The 14,547-nt window shown below is 70.2% G+C and carries 13 protein-coding genes; 1 reads left to right on the top strand and 12 read right to left on the bottom strand.

The features are described 5' to 3' along the window. Window positions 1-334: 334 nt before the first annotated feature. The 11 genes from ACT541_RS09890 to ACT541_RS09840 all read right to left on the bottom strand — a co-directional run bounded on the left by ACT541_RS09890 (window position 335) and on the right by ACT541_RS09840 (window position 13,123). Window positions 335-1,129: an SDR family NAD(P)-dependent oxidoreductase gene (locus ACT541_RS09890; RefSeq protein WP_476137517.1), complete on the bottom strand. Its 795-nt coding sequence runs from the start codon at window positions 1,127-1,129 to the stop codon at window positions 335-337. A 510-nt stretch (window positions 1,130-1,639) separates the two neighbouring features. Beyond that, window positions 1,640-2,917: a serine--tRNA ligase gene (gene serS / locus ACT541_RS09885; protein ID WP_476136387.1), complete on the bottom strand. Its 1,278-nt coding sequence runs from the start codon at window positions 2,915-2,917 to the stop codon at window positions 1,640-1,642. A gap of 60 nt (window positions 2,918-2,977) precedes the next feature. Further along, window positions 2,978-3,793, bottom strand: a complete 816-nt coding sequence (gene tatC, locus ACT541_RS09880) for a twin-arginine translocase subunit TatC (RefSeq protein ID WP_476136385.1) — start codon at window positions 3,791-3,793, stop codon at window positions 2,978-2,980. Then, entirely contained in the window at window positions 3,790-4,368 is a 579-nt protein-coding gene (gene tatB / locus ACT541_RS09875) for a Sec-independent protein translocase protein TatB (protein ID WP_476136383.1), read from the bottom strand. The genes tatC and tatB overlap by 4 nt, the downstream gene beginning before the upstream one ends. 135 nt (window positions 4,369-4,503) lie before the next feature. Then, window positions 4,504-4,731, bottom strand: a complete 228-nt coding sequence (locus tag ACT541_RS09870) for a twin-arginine translocase TatA/TatE family subunit (protein WP_476136382.1) — start codon at window positions 4,729-4,731, stop codon at window positions 4,504-4,506. Between the two features lie 120 nt (window positions 4,732-4,851). Beyond that, window positions 4,852-5,571, bottom strand: a complete 720-nt coding sequence (scpB, locus tag ACT541_RS09865) for an SMC-Scp complex subunit ScpB (protein ID WP_476136381.1) — start codon at window positions 5,569-5,571, stop codon at window positions 4,852-4,854. Continuing rightward, complete coding sequence (locus tag ACT541_RS09860) at window positions 5,568-6,467, bottom strand: segregation and condensation protein A (protein WP_476136379.1); 900 nt, start codon at window positions 6,465-6,467, stop codon at window positions 5,568-5,570. Before ACT541_RS09860 ends, scpB begins: the two co-directional genes overlap by 4 nt. A 25-nt stretch (window positions 6,468-6,492) precedes the next feature. Next, entirely contained in the window at window positions 6,493-7,512 is a 1,020-nt protein-coding gene (nagZ, locus tag ACT541_RS09855; RefSeq protein ID WP_476136378.1) for a beta-N-acetylhexosaminidase, read from the bottom strand. Between the two features lie 88 nt (window positions 7,513-7,600). Further along, complete coding sequence (locus ACT541_RS09850; RefSeq protein ID WP_476136376.1) at window positions 7,601-9,730, bottom strand: SPOR domain-containing protein; 2,130 nt, start codon at window positions 9,728-9,730, stop codon at window positions 7,601-7,603. 72 nt (window positions 9,731-9,802) lie between these two features. Continuing rightward, complete coding sequence (gene argS / locus ACT541_RS09845; protein WP_476136374.1) at window positions 9,803-11,563, bottom strand: arginine--tRNA ligase; 1,761 nt, start codon at window positions 11,561-11,563, stop codon at window positions 9,803-9,805. Window positions 11,564-11,890: 327 nt separating this feature from the next. Then, window positions 11,891-13,123 carry a deoxyguanosinetriphosphate triphosphohydrolase gene (locus ACT541_RS09840; RefSeq protein WP_476136373.1) on the bottom strand — a complete coding sequence of 411 codons (1,233 nt, stop codon included), beginning with the start codon at window positions 13,121-13,123 and terminating at the stop codon, window positions 11,891-11,893. A gap of 179 nt (window positions 13,124-13,302) precedes the next feature. Here ACT541_RS09840 and erpA point away from each other — a divergent pair, with 179 nt between their 5' ends. After that, window positions 13,303-13,641: an iron-sulfur cluster insertion protein ErpA gene (gene erpA, locus ACT541_RS09835; RefSeq protein WP_476136371.1), complete on the top strand. Its 339-nt coding sequence runs from the start codon at window positions 13,303-13,305 to the stop codon at window positions 13,639-13,641. A gap of 34 nt (window positions 13,642-13,675) precedes the next feature. Here the strand turns inward: erpA and ACT541_RS09830 are convergent, their stop codons facing one another. Beyond that, window positions 13,676-14,494: a serine protease family protein gene (locus ACT541_RS09830; RefSeq protein WP_476136370.1), complete on the bottom strand. Its 819-nt coding sequence runs from the start codon at window positions 14,492-14,494 to the stop codon at window positions 13,676-13,678. Window positions 14,495-14,547: the final 53 nt, after the last annotated feature.

Genomic DNA, 14,547 nt, shown 5'->3' with positions numbered 1-14,547 from the left:
CGGCGTTGGCCTTGGCGTAGGTCGGCTTCGGTCCTCCGACCGGCCCGGCATCCTGACGATCCGGGCCGAAGGCGGCAGCGGTCGCGATACCCATCGTCCGTCTCCTCGTCAGATCTCTTTCGGAAGATCGCGACGGCGAACCTCGAAAGATCTGCTGGAACGGAAAGATGCTGCGCGCCGACCGCCGAAATGTCACGCCGCTTTTGGCGTCACGATTCCGGTCGGATTGCACAAACGAATTGCATTAATTCCAAAAAGCCCTACGCGGAAACACGCAAGGCCAAGTCTATCGTTTCGTATACGATAGTTTGCTGCGCCGCAACATCGTGGTCGATCAGAGCAGCTGACCGCCATTGATGTTGATCTGTTCGCCGGTGATGTAGGACGAAGCTTCCGAACAGAGGAAGTGGACGAGTTCGGCCACTTCTTCCGGTCGCCCGAGACGTTTCATCGGGATGAGCGGCAGGAACTTTTCTTCTGTGCCGGGCGACAGAATGTCGGTGATGATTTCGCCCGGGGCGATCGCATTGACGCGAATACCGTGCGGCGCGTAGTCGTTCGCCATCTCGCGGGTCAGCGCCGTCAGCGCCGCCTTGGAGGTGGCGTAGGCGGTGCCGGCGAAGGGATGGACGCGGCTGCCGACCACCGAGGTGATGTTGACGACCGACCCGCGCCCCGCCTTCAGCTCGTCGAACAGGCCCTTGGCGAGCATGATCGGCGCCAGCAGATTGACGTGGAACACCTGCATCCAGCTCATCATCGGCGTGGTCAGCGAGTTCAGCCGCTCACCGTTCGGTCCCTTGGGCGAGATGCCGGCGTTGTTGATCAGCGCATGCAGCTTGCCGTTGCCGATGCGGCGCTTGATGTCGATCATCGCCAGCGGAATCTGCTCGCGGTCGCCGAGGTCGCACTGGACGTGATCTTCCGGCCCCGCCTCCCACGGACAGCGGTTTCCCTCGAAGGCGTGGCGGGAAATCGTGATGATGCGCCAACCCTGATCGGCGAACTTGCGCACGATCGAGTGGCCGATGCCGCGGCTCGCGCCGGTGACGACCATGGTGCGACGATCGCCGTCCTGATCGAGCGCCGGCGGCACGTGCTGGTAGGCGTGGAGATGCTCGTGATCGATCGGGCAGCCCTCGATCGCCTCGGCGCGATGCTCGCCGCCGTAGCCGCCGTAACCGCTCTGACCACCGTAGCCCTGACCGCCGTGCCCCGGCGCACCGTGGCCGGGCGCACCATGGCCCGCCGGCGCCTCGGGGCGGCTGAACGTGTGGGTGACGGGATCGTAGCCCGGCGGATAGACCGGCTTGCCGTCGGGGCCGACCGGCGGCGTGTAGGTGTGGGTGACCGGGTCGTAGCCCGGCGGATAACGCCCCGCACCCGCCGCTCCGGCGGAAGCGCCGTGCTCATTTTTTGAGCGGTCGTCGGTCGGATGATCGGCGGACATGGGCGAATCCCTCGTTCTCGGCACCGGAGCGGTGACGGCGAGGCAAACGTAGTGTCCCCCTCCGCCCCCGACAAGGCGTCGGACGCGGGGCCGCGTCCCATCCGCCGATTCGTTCGCAGGACGACGGCGGTCGCCGCACATGAGGCCCTTCCTTCTCCTCTCGCGGGAGAAGGAAGGCCGCCGCCCGCCTCAGGGCGTGATCAGCTCCAGCCCGCCCATGTAGGGCCGCAGCGCCTCCGGCACCGTCACCGAGCCGTCGGCGTTCTGGTAGTTCTCCAGCACCGCGACGAGGCAGCGGCCGACCGCCACGCCCGAGCCGTTGAGCGTGTGGACGAAGCGCGTACCCTTGCCCTCGGTCGGACGCATGCGGGCGTTCATCCGGCGGGCCTGGAAGTCGCCGCAGTTGGAGCAGGACGAGATCTCGCGATAGGCGTTCTGCCCCGGCAGCCAGACCTCGATGTCGTAGGTCTTGCGCGAGGAGAAGCCCATGTCGCCGGTGCACAGCACGATGGTGCGATAGGGCAGCCCGAGCTTCTGCAGCACGGCTTCGGCCGCCGCCGTCATGCGTTCGTGCTCCGCCTCCGAGGTCTCGGGCGTGGTGATCGACACCATCTCGACCTTGGGGAACTGGTGCAGCCGGATCATGCCGCGCGTGTCGCGACCGGCCGACCCCGCCTCCGAGCGGAAGCACGGCGTCCAGGCGGTGAAGCGGAAGGGGAGCTTCGCCTCCTCCACGATCTCGTCGCGGACGATGTTGGTGACCGGGACTTCCGCCGTCGGGATCAGCCAGAAGCCGTTCTCGGTGCGGAACAGATCCTCGGCGAACTTCGGCAGGTTGCCGGTGCCGTAGGCCGACTCGCTCTTCACCAGGAAGGGCGGGTTCACTTCGGTGTAGCCGTGGTGGTCGACGTGGAGGTCGAGCATGAACTGGCCGAGCGCCCGCTCGAGCCGCGCCAGCTTGCCCTTGAGCAGGACGAAGCGGGCGCCCGAGATCTTGGTCGCCGCCTCGAAGTCCATCTGGCCGAGGCCTTCGCCGATCTCGAAATGCTGCTTGGGGGCGAAGTCGAAGCTCTTCGGCGTACCCCAGCGGCGGATCTCGACGTTGTCCGCCTCATCCTTGCCGACCGGCACGTCGCTCGCCGGAACGTTGGGGATGCCGGCCAGGAGCTCGGTCACCGCCTGTTCGATGGTGCGCTCTTCCGCCTCGCCCGCCTGGATCTCGGACTTGATCGCCGCGACCTCGGCCTTCAGCGCCTCGGCGGTGGCGAGATCCTTCTTGCCCATCGCCATGCCGATCGCCTTGGCCGAGGCGTTGGCCTTGGCCTGGAGCTCCTGCAGACGGGTGAGGTGCGCGCGGCGCTTCTCGTCGAGCGCCAGAACCTCGGCCGACAGCGGCGCCTTGTTGCGGTTGGCGAGCGCGGCGTCGAAGGCTTCGGCGTTTTCGCGGATCCACTTGATGTCGTGCATGGGACTGTCCTCGGGGCCTGAGCGACCGACGCGCGTGGCGCCAGTCGAATGCCGGAGGGATCAGTCGCGCGGCACGATGTCCGTACCCGGGGATTCGAGCCGTTCTTCCGGCTCTTCCTTCCGACGCTCCACCATCCTCACGGCGAAGATGGTGAGTTCGTAGAGGAGGATGGTGGGTACCGCAAGCGAGATCTGGGAGATCGGATCGGGCGGCGTCAGCACCGCCGCGACGATGAAGGCGATGAGGATCGCCCAGCGCCGCTTCTCGCGCAGACCCTGCGACGTCACCACCCCGATGTGGCCGAGCAGCGTCAGCACCACCGGCAGCTGGAAGACCAGACCGAAGGCGACCGTCAGCGACATGATCAGCGACAGATATTCCGAGACCTTCGGCAGCAGCTCGATCTTGATGCCGTCGCCGTCGACCTGCTGCATGCCGGCGAAGAAGCCGAGCACCATCGGCAGCAGGATGTAGACGAGGCCGGCGCCGAGCAGGAAGAACACCGGCGTGGCGACGAGATAGGGCAGGAACGCCCGCTTCTCGTGGCGATAGAGCCCGGGCGCGACGAACTTGTAGAGCTGCGTCGCGATCATCGGGAAGGCGATGAACAGCGCGCCGTAGAAGGCCACCTTGATCTGGGTGATGAAGAATTCCTGCGGCGCGGTGAAGATCATCGTCGCCGCCTTGCCCGTCATCCGCCGAATGACGAAATCGTAGGGCCAGACGAGGAAGTTGTAGATCGGCTTGGCGAAGGCGAAGCAGACGAAGAAGGCCACGACCAGCGTCAGGAGGGCGCGAATCAACCGCGATCGGAGCTCGATCAGGTGCTCGATCAGCGGCGCGCGCGAGGATTCGATGTCGTCGATGTCGCTCATGCCTCGCCGGTCTCCGCGACCTCATCGGTCTTCTTCTTGCGCACGCGCTTCGGCTTCGCCGGCGCCTCTTCCGTCTCTTCCGCCGCCGCCACGGCGACCGGCTCGGGCGCGGCCTCGGCGACGGTCGGCGCGAAGGCCGTCAGGTCGAGCGGCGCCGGCTCGTAGCTCTGCACGCCCGCCATGTCGTCGATGCGCGCGGCGACCTCGGCCTCGGCGGCCGGATCGGCCGGGACCTGCGCGGCGGCGAAGGACTGGGCGGAGGCGTTGATGTCGGCGATCTGGGCATCGGTGTCGCGCTTGACCTCGTCGAGGGTCTGCGACACCGACGCGAACTGTTCGGCGATCAGGTTCTTGGGGCTCAGCGAGCGCAGGTCGTCGACGCTCTTGCGCACGTCGTCGAGCTCCGCCTCGCGGATCGCCTCGTTCATCTGCCCCTGGAACTCGGCCGCCATGCGGCGCGCCTTGCCGATCCACTGACCGGCCGTGCGCATCATCTGCGGCAGCTCCTTGGGGCCGACGACCACCAGAGCCACCACGCCGATGATGATGATTTCGGAGAAATCCAGCCCGAGCATCGTGAACGCCTCTGGGGGACCGTGGGCCTCGCGCGGCCCCGGTCTGGCAGACGGACCGGGGACGAGCCCCGGCCGGAGAGCGGCGCGAAGCCGCGTCGAACGGAAGGCTCCCGCCCCTGCGGAAGCCTGCCGCGATCAGCCCGCCGTCTTGGACTTGTCTTCGGTCGGAACGGTCTCGCCGGCCTTGGCGTCGATCGCCTTCGGCGGCGTCTGGGCGACGTCGTCGTCCTGAAGACCCTTCTTGAAGCTCTTGATACCCTTGGCGAAATCACCCATCAGGTCGGAGATCTTGCCCTTGCCGCCGAAGAACAGGAGGGCGACCGCCAGGACGATCAGCCAGTGCCAGATGCTCAAGGAACCCATGTCGAACTCTCCAAGTGGGACGCCTCGCGCCCCGGACTGCGGCGGGGGCACTATTGCAAAAAGCCCCCACCCCCGCAACCGGCCGCGGGCCCTGTGGACATGGTGATCCCGGCCCCCGCGTCAACCGTCTTCGTCGGGTTCCACCTCGGCGAGCAGCAGGGCGAGGTCACCCTCTTCGAGCGGATCCTCGTCCGCCGTCAGCGCCTCTCCCTCGACCGGCATCGGCAGGTGGAAACCGCTCGGGATCTGGCCCTCGAGCAGGCCCGCCGCCTTCAACTCTTCGAGACCGGGCAGATCGCGCACGCTCTCGAGGCCGAAATGGACGAGGAACCCGTCGGTCGTCCCCCAGGTGATCGGCCGCCCCGGCGTCCGCCGGCGGCCGCGCATGCGGATCCAGCCGGCCTCGAGCAACTGGTCGAGCACGCCCTTGGACATCGACACGCCGCGGATCTGCTCGATCTCGGCGCGCGTCACCGGCTGGTGATAGGCGACGATCGCCAGCACCTCGAGTGCGGCGCGACCGACCTTGCGCGGCTCGCTCTCCTCGCGCGTCAGCCGCGGACCGAGGTCGGCGGCGGTGCGGAAGAGCCACTTCTCGGCGACGCGGACGAGCTCGACGCCACGCCCGCGATAGTCCTCGACCAGCGCCGCGAGCACCGCCGCGACGTCGATCCCCGGCCCGACCAGATCGGCGAGCGCCTCCTTCGACACCGGCTCGGCGGCGGCGAAGAGCGCCGCCTCGATCAGCCGTGCCGCGTCGCGCTCGCGCAAACTCGCCAGCGCGTCGCCCGGCGGGGCGATGCCTTCGTCGTCGTCGAGATCGTCGATGTCGTCGCTCATGCGACCTCTCCGTCGTGATCGCCCTCGCCGTCGCCCCCTGTCCCCGCCTCGCGCGGACGCAGCATCAGGGGCGCGAAGGCCTCGGACTGGCTCAAATCGATGACGCCCTCGCGCACCATCTCGAGGCTGGCGGCGAAGCTCGAGGCGATCACCCCGGCGCGCGCCTCCGGCTCGACGTCGAGGGCGACGAGCCGGTCGAGCGGCACCCAGTCGGCGAGCGGCCCGATCAGCCGCTCGAGGATGGCGCGGGCCTCGACCAGCGACCACACGTGCCGCGCCTTGACCCGCACCTCGTTGACCAGCGAGCGCTGGCGGAAGCCGGCATAGGCCGACAGGAGGTCGAACAGGCTCGCCTCCCACGCCGGCCGGACGACCGCGACGGTCGCCTCCGGCATGCCGCGCAGGAAGACGTCGCGCCCGACCTGCGGCCGCGCCTGGAGCTCGGTCGACCGCGCCCGCATCGCCTCGAGCTTGCGCAGGCGGAAGGCGAGCAGCGCGGCGAGTTCCTCGCCGCTCGGCTCGTCGTCTTCCGGCGGCTTGGGCAGCAGGAGGCGGGACTTCAGATAGGTCAGCCACGACGCCATCACGAGATGGTCGGCGGCGATCTCGAGCCGCTTGGCCCGCACCCGTTCGACGAAGGCGAGATACTGGTCGACCAGCTGCAGGATCGAGATCCGCGCCAGATCGACCTTCTGATTGCGCGCCAGCGTCAGCAGGAGGTCGAGCGGCCCCTCGAACCCGTCCAGGTCGACGTGCAGTGCCTCGTCGGAAATCGGCGACGCGTCTTCGACCTCGGCGCGTTCCGACACGTCGACGCGCGGCGGCTTCGACCAGTCGTCGCCGTCGGAGATGCCGTCGTCGGCCCTCGCGTCGCTGTCGTTGCCCGTCACGTCCATCCCCGTCGCCCCCGACGGGGATGTTTCAGACCAGGGGGGCTCCCGTCAATCGGGCGAATTCCGCGCGAGCCGCTTCGCGGTCGAATCCGTCCGGTCTGCGACGCATGGCCTCGGCCCGCAGCGCCCGGTCGAGCGCCCTGCCCTCGAGCGGCCGGCAATGGGCGGCGACCTCGCGCATCTCGTCGAGCTTCCCGTTGCAATGGAGCACCAGATCGCAGCCGGCGGCGAGCGAAGCGGCGGTGCGTTCGCCGATCGTGCCGGAGAGCGCCTGCATCGAGACGTCGTCCGACATCAGGCAGCCGTCGTAGCCGATGTGGCCACGGATCACCGCGTCGATCACCGTCTTCGAAGTGGTGGCGGGCCGCTCCGCATCGATCGCGGCGTAGATGACGTGGGCGGTCATGGCGAGCGGCAGGTCGACGCACGACTTGAACGGCGCGAAGTCGGTCGCCTCCAGCGTCCCCCGGTCGGTCGTGACCACCGGCAGCGCCAGATGGCTGTCGACGCCGGCGCGGCCGTGACCGGGGATGTGCTTGATCACCGGCAGCACGCCGCCGTCGAGGAGGCCGGTCGCGGCGGCGCGGCCGAGCTGCGAGACGACGTCGGGGGCGAGCCCGTAGGCGCGATGGCCGATGACGTCATGGGCGCCCTCGACCGGCACGTCGAGCAGCGGCAGACAGTCGACGTCGATGCCGAGTTCGACGAGATCGGCGGCGATCAACCGGGCGCCGAGCCGCGCCGCGGCAAGGCCGGCGCGACGATCGCGGGCCCACAGATCGCCGAAGGTGCGCCCGGTCGGATAGGCCGGCCAGTGCGGCGGCCCGAGCCGCTGGACGCGACCGCCCTCCTGATCGATCAGGATCGGCGCGTCGGGACGATCCGCCGCCTCGCGCAACGCCGCGGTCAGCGCCCGGATCTGCTCCGGCGTCTCGCAGTTGCGCTTGAACAGGATGAAGCCCCACGGTCGCGTCTCGCGGAAAAAGGCGACTTCCTCGGCCGAGAGCGTGGTGCCGGCACAGCCGGTGATGAAGGCGGAAACGGTCATCGTTCGAAATTCTCGGTGGGCGAGAGACGATACGGGCCGGTCGTGGGAATGCCGCGACCGGCCCGGGATGTGCGACGTCGCGGATCGGTCAGCGCCGGGTCACCATGCACTGGCCGCCCTGCGACTGGATCTGCTGGCAGAGCGCGGCGGCGGCCTCACGCGAGCCGGCGGCGACGCGGGCCCGGAAATAGACGCCCTTGGCGCCGAGATCGGCCCGCTGGACGTCGACCGCCTTGCCGGCGAGACCCGGATACTTGCGCTGCGCCGCGGCGAAGGACGACCGCGCGGCGGCGTCCGACCCGGAGGCCGAGAGCTGCACCATCCAGTCGCCACCGCCAGAGGCGGCGGGCGCGGCGGCAGCCGGCGCCGGCGGCGGGGCGAGCTGCTGCGGCGGCGCGACGGGCTTCGGCGGGGTCGCCTGCGGCGGCTGGGCCGAGGCGAGCTTCGGCGGCACCGCGCCGAGCGCCATCGGCGCGCCGCTCGACGGGGCGGTCGCGGGCTTCGGCGGGGCGACCGGCTTCGGCGGCACGATCGGAGTGGTCGCCACCGTCTTGACCGGCACGGCGGCCGGCGGCGTCGGAGCGGCCTGCGGCGCCGTCGGCGTCACCTTCGCCGTCGGCGCGGGCACCGGCGGGGCAACCTGCGGCACGGTCGGGACCGGCGCGACCCTGGGCACCGGCGTCGGGGCCGGGGTCGGCGGCGCGACCTGGACCGGCGTGACCGTCACCGTCTTGATCGGCGCCGGCGTGTCGGGCGAAGCCCGCGGCACCGGCGGCAGCGCCGACGACGGCGCCGTGACGGGCGGCTGCGCGGCGATCGGCGGAACCGCCGAGACCTTGGGGACGGCGGGGGCCTGAACGGTCGGCGGGGTCGCCGGCATCGGCGGCTCGGCCTGCGGCGGCATCGCCGAGACGATCGGCGCCACCAGCTTCGGCCCTTCGTCCGAGACGATCGAACCGTCCGGGCGCACCACCACGGTCTTCACCGAATGGGGCTGGTCGGCGGTCGCCGCGCGCGGCGCGCCGGGATTGATGACGCGGACCTCGCGGCCGTCGGAGGTGCGGCCCGGGACGTGCTCGACCGGATCTTCCTGCAGGCTGACGATCTTCGAGCCGGCGACCGAGGTGTCGCGCTTCAGCGTGATCTCGTCGTCGCCCGGCGCCGCCTTGGTCGGATCGGGCAGGACCTTGAGCGGCTTGCCGTCCGACAGGATCACCGTCGGCGCCCCGGCGCCGCCCGATCCCATCGTCTTCCACGCCGCCAGACCGCCGCCACCGAGCAGGATCAGGCCGACCAGCGTCGCGGCGATGCGGAAACCCTTGCCACCGCCCTCGCGCGGCATCTGCCGCACCGCGTATTCCTCGCGATCGGAATGGGGGCGGATCACCGCACCCTCGGCGGCATAGGGCGAGGCCTCGCGCGCCGCGGCGGCGATCGCCGCCTGGTCGAAGTCGTCGAAGGTCGGCTCGCGCGCCGCCGCCTCGCGGCCGGGGACGTCGCGATTGCGCCGGATCTCGGCGGCGAAGGCGGCATCGAGATCGACCACCGGCACGGGCGCCGAATGATCGAAGGCCGGATCGTAGCTGCCGGCCGAGATGCCGTCGTCATAGGCGTAGTAGTCGGCCCAGCGCGGATCGGCGGCCTCGGTCTGCGTGCGGACCTGTGCCGGAGCCGGAGCCTGCACCACCGGCGGCTGCGGCGGGGCGACCGGCGCGGCGGCGGCCTGCATCATGCGGGCCTGCTGGAAATAGGCCTCGGGCAGCCGCTCGCTCGCCGGCACCTGCGCCGACTGAACGGCCTGCGGCGTGGCGCGCGGCGCCTCGCGGACGATCGCCACCGGCTGCGGCTCGGGTTCGGGCGCCGCCCAGGCGCCGATCGAGGCGATGTCGTGATCGTCGACGGGATGCTGCGGGATGACCGGCGCGACCTCGCGCTCGAACGACCCGCGCACCCGCTCCTCGGGCGCGACGGAGGCGCGCAGCGTCTCGAACAGTTCGGCCTCGAGCTCGGAGACCTGCTGCGGCGCCGGGCGCTGCGGCAGCGAGCGGCGGCCGACCTCGACGAGGTTTTCCGGCCGCACCGGATGCATGGTCTCGCCGAGGATGCGGGCGAGTTCGGCCAGCGGATCCTCGTCGGCGACGCCGTTGCGCCCGCCGCGACCGAGATCGGTCGGCGCGCGCTGGCCGGAGGCGGGAGGCTGACGCAGCGGATCGGACATCGATCGGGCACCTTTCGTCGACGGGGACGGCGGTCCGCCATCCCCCCTGTCGTCGTCCCGACCGCCGATTCCTCAGCGCATCTCCTTGGGAGCGCCGACGCCGAGAACCGCGAGCCCGGACGCGAGAACCGAGGCGACGGCCTTCACCATCGCCAGTCGGGCATGGGACGACAATGGATCGTCAACGTTAACAAAGCGTAATTGTGGCAGATCCTTGCCCCTGTTCCAATGGGCATGAAGATCGGACGCCAGATCGTGCAGGAAGAACGCGATTCTGTGCGGTTCGTGACTTTCCGCCGCACCCTCCACGACACGCGGCCACTGGGCGATCCTCTTGAGAAGGCCCAGTTCTCCGGCATCGTTCAGCAACGTCAGGTCGGCCCCGGCGAGACCTGCGTCGGAGAGATCGAGGCCCGGCAGCTGCTCCGCCGCCTGCTTCATCACCGAGTGCACGCGGGCGTGGGCGTACTGGACGTAGAAGACCGGGTTGTCCTTCGACTGCTCGGTGACCTTCTGGAAGTCGAAGTCGAGCGGCGCGTCGGACTTGCGGAAGAGCATCATGAAGCGCACCGCGTCGACGCCGACCTCCTCGACCACGTCGCGCAGCGTCACGAAGGAGCCCGAGCGCTTCGACATCTTCACCGGCTCGCCGGCACGGAAGAGCTTCACCAGCTGGCAGAGCTTGACGTCGAGCGCCGCCTTGCTGCCGGAGATCGCCCGGACCGCCGCCTGCATCCGCTTGACGTAGCCGCCGTGGTCGGCGCCCCAGATGTCGATCTGGTTGGCGAAGCCGCGCAGGTACTTGTCGAGGTGATAGGCGATGTCCGAGGCGAAATAGGTGTAGGACCCGTCCGACTTCTTCAGCGGCCGATCGACGTCGTCGCCGAACTGCGTCGAGCGGAACAGCGTCTGCTCGCGGTCTTCCCAGTCCTCGGGAAGCTGGCCCTTCGGCGGCTCCAGCCGGCCCTCGTACATGAGGCCGGCGGCGGTCAGCGTGTCGATGGCGCGCGCCACCCGATCGCCCTCGGGGCCGGTCTGCAGGCTCTTCTCGGAGAAGAAGACGTCGTGGACGACGTTGAGGGCGGCGAGATCCTCGCGGATCATCGCCATCATCGCGTCGATCGCCTTCTGACGCACGGTCGCCAGCCACTCGGCCTCCGGCTTGCCCTCGAAGGCGGTGCCGAACTCGGCGGCGAGCGCCGCGCCGACCGGCTTCAGATAGTCGCCGGGATAGAGCCCTTCCGGGATCTCGCCGATGTCGCGGCCGAGCGCCTCGAGGTAGCGCAGATGGGCGGAACGGGCGAGCACGTCGACCTGGGCGCCGGCGTCGTTGATGTAATATTCCTTGGTCACGTCGTGGCCGGCGAAGGCCAGGATGTTGGCCAGCGCGTCGCCGACGACGGCGCCGCGGCAGTGGCCGACGTGCATCGGCCCGGTCGGGTTGGCCGAGACGTATTCGACGTTGACCTTGCCCTTGCCGGAGGCACCGCGGCCGAACTGATCGCCCGCGCGCACCACGCCGGCGAGGAAGCCCGCCCAGTAGCCGGGCGAGAGCCGCAGGTTGAGGAAGCCCGGGCCGGCGACTTCCGTCTCGGCGATGTCGGGATCGGCGGCGAGCTCACCCATCAGCTGGATGGCGAGCTGACGCGGGTTCTGGCCCATCGGCTTCGCCAGCACCATCGCGGCGTTGACGGCGAGATCGCCGTGGGCGGCGTCGCGCGGCGGCTCGACGACGACGCGCGAAAGGTCGAGCGCCGATCCGTCGGCGGCCTTCCACCCGAGCCGTTCGATGGTCGCGCGCACACGCGCCGAGAAGTCCGCGAAGATGTCCATGGTATCGACCGTTCTCTCTGGTCCGCCCTGCCGGGGAAAGCCGGAAAAGCCCGCGCGACACGCGCGCGATCATGCCGCCGGGAGCTATCGCAATTCGTCGGAAGCGTCAAACGCCGAGCCGCTTCGTACCAGCCCACGACGCTTCGGTTCCCGGTCTTCGTTCGGCTTCATGTTGAGGTGCCCGGCGCAGCCGGGCCTCGAAACACGAAGCCACGACGGGCCGTGCCTCTCGGCCACTTCGCCCTTCGAGGCCCGGCGTTGGCCGGGCACCTCAGGGTGAAGGGCCTCTGCACGGACCCGAATGGACCGAACTCCGTACGCCCGCCCTCACAGCTCCGGCGTGCCGCCGACCACCCGGCGGTGTTCGTTGACGGCGTAGCGGTCGGTCATGCCGGCGATGTAGTCGCAGATCCGCCGGGCGAGCCGCTCCGGATCGCCGCGATCGGCGCCGCGCCATTCCTCCGGCAGCGCACCCGGATCGGCCATGAAGGCGGCGAAGAGCTCCTCCACCACCTGTTCGGCCGCCCGCATCTTGGTCATGACGAAGTCGGCGCGGTAGACGCGGGCGAAGAGGAAGGTCTTGATCGCCACGTCCGCCGCCGCGGTGGCGGACGAGAAGGCGACGAGCACCCGGCCCGCCCGACGCACCTCGTCGGCCGAACAGGGCAGCTGATCCTCGAGCCGGGCGAGCGTCTCGCCGATCACGTCCTCGACCATGGCGGTGATGACGCGGCGGATCACCTCCTGCTTGAGGCGACCACGCTCGAGCCCGGGATGGCGGCCGCGCACCGTGCGGATGGCGTCGCCGACGATCGGCAGCTCGGCGAGATCATCGATCTCGATCAGCCGGGCGCGCAGCCCGTCGTCGATGTCGTGGGCGTCGTAGGCGATGTCGTCGGCGATCGCCGCGCACTGCGCCTCGAGGCTCGGCCAGGTCGACAGCCACAGATCCTGCCGCCGTGCGTAGTCGCGGATGCCGAAGGGCAGTTCGACCGGCGCCGGATGCTGCCCGTGGGCGGGAGGAAGCGGCCGCCCTGCCCCGTCGGTGAGCGGCCCGTTGTGCTTGACGAGGCCCTCGAGCGCCTCCCACGACAGGTTCAGCCCGTCGAAGTCGGCGTAGCGCCGCTCGAGACCGGTGACGATGCGCAGCGTCTGGGCATTGTGGTCGAAGCCGCCGTGCGCCGCCATGGCGCGTTCCATGGCGCGCTCGCCGGCATGGCCGAACGGCGTGTGACCGAGATCGTGGCCGAGCGCCAGCGCCTCGGCGAGGTCCTCGTCGAGACGGAAGGCGCGGGCGAGCGCGCGGGCGATCTGCGCCACCTCGATCGTGTGGGTGAGGCGCGAGCGGAAGTGGTCGCCCTCGTGCGGCAGGAACACCTGCGTCTTGTGGGCGAGGCGGCGGAAGGCGGTCGAATGGATGATGCGGTCGCGATCGCGCTGGTAGGGCGTGCGCGTCGGGCTCGCCGGTTCGGGCACGAGGCGCCCGCGCGTCGCCGCGGGATCGACCGCGAAGATCGCCCGCGCCTCGCCGCCGAGCCCGACCCGTTCCGAAAAATGCACCACCATGACCTCCGAAATCCGCGCCCTGCCCCCAATTCGGGCCGACTGCCCGACGAGCGGACTTGATTCTCGTGGGCGCGATCGCATTTGATCGAGACGACGGAAGCGTTTCAAGCGAATGACGGCGGCGCGGCACGCGCGGCTCCTCCGCACGGCGCACAGGATTTCGAGGACCGACCATGACCGACACGACCACCCCGATCGCCGTGACCGCCGCCGCGGCCAAGCGCATCCTCTTCGTCGTCTCCGACGAGCCGGAAGGCACCGTCATGCGGATCTCGGTCAAGGGCGGCGGCTGTTCGGGCTTTTCCTACGGTTTCGAGCTGACCACCGAGCGCGCCGACGACGACTTCGTCATCGAGAGGGACGGCGCCACCGTGGTGGTCGATCCGGTCTCGGCCGAATATCTCGCCGGCTCCGAACTCGACTTCGTCGACGACCTGATGGGTCAGGCCTTCAAGATGAAGAACCCCCAGGCGACCGCGACCTGCGGCTGCGGCACCTCCTTCGCGATGTGAACCCTCGGCGCTCGGCCCGAAGCGCCCCGCGCGCTCAGCGCGCCGCCTCGAGAGCCCGCCGCAGCACCCGGCCGATCGACGTGCCGAAGGTGTGATGGCGCTCGGAATAGGGCTGCACCTCGTCGGGTGCGCTCGAGCGGAAGCCGACGTGGACGCCGACGACCTTCGGCTCCCGCCCGCCGGCGAGCGACAGATAGGCCGCCCCCGACATGCCGTCGAAACCGACGCAGTCGGTGCGGATCTCGCCCGCACCGTCCTCGCCCGGCAGCACGTCGCGCACCCGGCAGAGATCGACCGTCTTGTGGCCGTGCTCGAAGGCGACGACGGCGATCGGATCGCCCGGCTTCGGCATCGGCCCGACCGCATAGGCCGAGAGCCCCGGCACCGGCCGCGCCAGCCGCGCCGCCGCCCAGTCCTTGCGTCCCGAGACGCCGTAGGGCGAGGTCGACCCGCACAGCGTCTTGTCGGCGACCAGGGGAATGCGCTGGCGCCCCGCCGTGGTGTCGACCACGAAGACGCATTCGCCGCTCTCGGCCCGCGGTCGCCCCTCCTCGTCGAAGAAGACGTGCGCCGCCGAGGTGACGACGTCGCGCGCGCCGGTCAGCTGGCCGACGCCGCGCATGCCGCCGCATTCGACGATGCCGGTCGCCGCGAAGCGCGTCGCCGCGAGGCCGGTGGCGATGGTCGAGAGTGGCCCGCGGCCGTCGCGGTCGATCACCACCCGGCGCTCGACCGCATGACCGGTCCCCGCGGTCACCAGGAAGACGAAGACGGCGACGAGCGATCGCCCGCCGGCGTCGCTCCGTCCCGGACGCGTCCCGCGCGTCGCCAGTCGCGTCCGATGATCCGCCATCTCGACCCTCTCCGAGAGAGCCCCGCCGTCCCTTCGAGAATGCGGCCGCACGC

This window comes from Pinisolibacter sp. DMC100, assembly GCF_056313705.1.
The sequence above is the reverse complement of the archived record's forward strand: the minus strand, read 5'-3'. Positions and strand labels throughout refer to the sequence as shown.

Coding starts and splice junctions, on each gene's coding strand:
- serS (WP_476136387.1), bottom strand. CDS start 2,917: ATGCACGACATCAAGTGGATCCGCGAAAACGCCGAAGCCTTCGACGCC.
- tatC (WP_476136385.1), bottom strand. CDS start 3,793: ATGAGCGACATCGACGACATCGAATCCTCGCGCGCGCCGCTGATCGAG.
- tatB (WP_476136383.1), bottom strand. CDS start 4,368: ATGCTCGGGCTGGATTTCTCCGAAATCATCATCATCGGCGTGGTGGCT.
- ACT541_RS09870 (WP_476136382.1), bottom strand. CDS start 4,731: ATGGGTTCCTTGAGCATCTGGCACTGGCTGATCGTCCTGGCGGTCGCC.
- scpB (WP_476136381.1), bottom strand. CDS start 5,571: ATGAGCGACGACATCGACGATCTCGACGACGACGAAGGCATCGCCCCG.
- ACT541_RS09860 (WP_476136379.1), bottom strand. CDS start 6,467: ATGGACGTGACGGGCAACGACAGCGACGCGAGGGCCGACGACGGCATC.
- nagZ (WP_476136378.1), bottom strand. CDS start 7,512: ATGACCGTTTCCGCCTTCATCACCGGCTGTGCCGGCACCACGCTCTCG.
- ACT541_RS09850 (WP_476136376.1), bottom strand. CDS start 9,730: ATGTCCGATCCGCTGCGTCAGCCTCCCGCCTCCGGCCAGCGCGCGCCG.
- argS (WP_476136374.1), bottom strand. CDS start 11,563: ATGGACATCTTCGCGGACTTCTCGGCGCGTGTGCGCGCGACCATCGAA.
- erpA (WP_476136371.1), top strand. CDS start 13,303: ATGACCGACACGACCACCCCGATCGCCGTGACCGCCGCCGCGGCCAAG.
- ACT541_RS09830 (WP_476136370.1), bottom strand. CDS start 14,494: ATGGCGGATCATCGGACGCGACTGGCGACGCGCGGGACGCGTCCGGGA.